The sequence below is a fragment of the Sinomonas sp. genome, assembly GCF_036848755.1.
Lineage (GTDB): Bacteria > Actinomycetota > Actinomycetes > Actinomycetales > Micrococcaceae > Sinomonas.
The window spans coordinates 1-2,749 of sequence record NZ_DAIUJO010000219.1; the positions used below are offsets into that span (position 1 = coordinate 1).

The window sequence follows — 2,749 nt, forward strand, 5'->3', positions numbered from 1 at the left end:
TTCAAGGGGCTCCCACGAGCCGTTCGCAGGGCAATGAGCCCCCGCGCGGACGACCCCGTGTTAGCGGCCATGGAAAACTGCCCATAGGCGGCCACGTGAGTGCCCGCTGGCGGCCAGCAGGACTGCCCGCCGGCGGCCATGAGATCTGCCCACTTCCTCACTGAACCTGCCGCGTCTTGAGCGGCGGGAGGCCTCTCCCCGGGATTTGATGACGGTGTCTACGCGCCACCGGAGTCGCCAGGAAGAGGCCCTGTATGAAGTCTGACGGAGAAATCATGGAAATTCTTGCTGCCTACGATCTGACCGGATCGCTGCGCGCAACCGCGGAACTGACGGGCTGCTCCCACCACACCGTGGCCAGGCACGTCGCCGCCCGCGACGCCGGCCGCCCGATCGCCGAGCCCGCGGCCCGGCCCCGGGCCACCGACGCGTTCCTGCCCAAGATCGAGGAATGGGTCGAGGCCTCCAAGGGCCGGATCCGCGCCGATGTGGCCCACGAGAAGCTCCTCGCCCTGGGCTACGCGGGCTCGGAGCGCTCCACCCGCCGCGCGATCGCCCAGGTCAAGGCCGCCTGGCGCCTGGGGCACACCCGCGTGCACCGGCCCTGGATCGCCGAGCCTGGCATGTGGCTGCAGTACGACTTCGGAGACGGGCCGCGTATCGAGGGGATCAAGACCATCCTGTTCGTGGCCTGGCTGGCGTTCTCCCGCTTCCGCGTCGTGGTTCCGCTGCGGGACAGGACCGCCCCGAGCGTCTACGCGGCGCTGGACCGCTGCTTCCGGGTGCTGGGCGGGGCGCCGACCTATGTGCTCACCGACAACGAGAAGACCGTCACCACGGCCCATGTCGCCGGGGTCCCGGTGCGGAACCAGCAGACCCTGGACTTCGCCCGCCACTACCGGGTCACCGTGCTGACCTGCCAGCCCGCCGACCCGGCCACCAAGGGCGGGGTCGAGGCCTCGGTGAAGCTGGCCAAGGCCGACATCGTGCCCACGGAGACCAACCTCCGCCCCGAGTACGCCTCCTTCTCCGAGCTGGAGGCGGCCTGCCAGGCGTTCATGGACGAGGTGAACCACCGCGAGCACAGAGCCACCCGGCGCAGGCCCGCGGACGTGCTGGCCGAGGAGGCGCCCAGGCTGCACCGCATCCCCGACACCGCGCACACCGTCGCGTTCGGACTGGCCCGCACCGTGCCGGAGAACACCCCGATGGTCACCTACGAGAACGCCCAGTACTCGGTCCCGGCGCACCTGCTCGGCGCCCGGGTCTTCGTCCGTGCCCACGGCACCGGGCCCGGCGAGCAGGTCATCATCGTCCACCACGGCCCGGCCGGCCCCGTCGAGGTCGCCCGGCACGAGCGGGCGCGGCCCGGGTCCCCGGCCGTCGCCGACGAGCACTTCCCCGGGACCAGGACCCGCATCCCGGGCGACTACACCCCCAGAGCCCGCAGCGCCGAGGAGGCAGAGTTCCTGGCCATCGGCGCCGGAGCGGCGGCCTGGCTCGTCGAGGCCGCCGCCGCCGGGACCGCCCGGATGAACGTGAAGATGGCCGAGGCCGTGGCCCTGGCCAAGATCGCCGGAACCGAGGCCGTGGACCGGGCCCTGGGCGACGCCGCGCTCCACGGCCGCTTCGCCCACGGCGACCTCGCCTCGATCCTGAACTCCAACGTCAGGCGCACCACCACACACGCCGCCGACGAATCCCGCTCCCTGACCCAGGGCACCGCCGCCTGGGCGTCCCTGGGCGCCGGAGCCCCCACGACCGCCAAGGAGCAGGACCGATGAGCCCGATCACGACCACGAACACCGCCGCCCCGGCGCTCCCGGCCGAGCTCGAGGCCCTGATGCGCCAGCTGAAGATGCCCCACGCCCGCGCCCTGGCCCCGGAGCTGATCGCCACCGCACGCGCCCAGCGCTGGGAACCGGCCGAGATCATCAAGGCCCTCTTCGCCGAGGAAACCGCCGGACGGGCACGCTCGATGCTCGCCACCCGCCGCAAGGCAGCGGGCTTCCCCACCGGGAAGACCTTCGACGCCTGGGACCCCACGGCCTCCTCCATCCCCGCACCGACCCAGCAGGCCCTGCGGACCCTGGAATGGATCACCCGGCGGGAGAACCTCGTCGTCTGCGGGCCCTCCGGCACCGGGAAGACCTTCTTCCTCGAGGCCCTCGGTCAGCAGGCCGTCGAGGCCGGCATGCGCGTGGCCTGGTTCAGGCTCGAGGACCTCGGCGCCCTGATCCGCGCCCACCGCACCGACGACAGTGTCACCCGCGCCGTCGCCAGGATCCTGCGCGCCGAGCTCGTCGTGATCGATGACATCGGGCTGCTGCCGGTTGCCACCGACGCCGCCGAGGGCCTCTACCGGGTCGTGGACGCGGCCTACGAGAAACGCTCCGTGGCGATCTCCTCGAACCTGCACCCGGCCGGCTTCGACGAGCTCATGCCCAAGACCCTGGCCACCGCTACCGTGGACCGGCTCCTGCACCACGCCCACGTCTGCCAGACCAGCGGCGACTCCATCCGCCTCACCCAGGCCCTCGCGGGGAAGGGAGTGACCCGACTGAACTAGACCGAACCCCAACGATGGCCAATCCCGCCGAAACCGATCAGGGGGCAGATCTATTGGCCATCACCGGGCAGATCTGCTGGCCACCAGCGGGCACATCTGCTGGCCGCGGGTGGGCAGAAACCAATGGCCATTGACACGGGATGCGGCACGGCACCCAAGGCCGCCTTTGCCTGGGTTGCT

Annotated in this window: 2 protein-coding genes; both read left to right on the plus strand. The window is 71.6% G+C overall.

The genetic code is table 11. From position 1 onward, the window contains the following. Nucleotides 1–254 precede the first annotated feature (254 nt). Nucleotides 255–1,784 (plus strand): IS21 family transposase, encoded by a 1,530-nt coding sequence (istA, locus tag V7053_RS18630; RefSeq protein ID WP_334173745.1) that lies wholly within the window; start codon nt 255–257, stop codon nt 1,782–1,784. Continuing rightward, nucleotides 1,781–2,569 (plus strand): IS21-like element helper ATPase IstB, encoded by a 789-nt coding sequence (istB, locus tag V7053_RS18635; RefSeq protein WP_334173746.1) that lies wholly within the window; start codon nt 1,781–1,783, stop codon nt 2,567–2,569. Before istA ends, istB begins: the two co-directional genes overlap by 4 nt. The last annotated feature ends 180 nt before the right edge of the window (nt 2,570–2,749 follow it).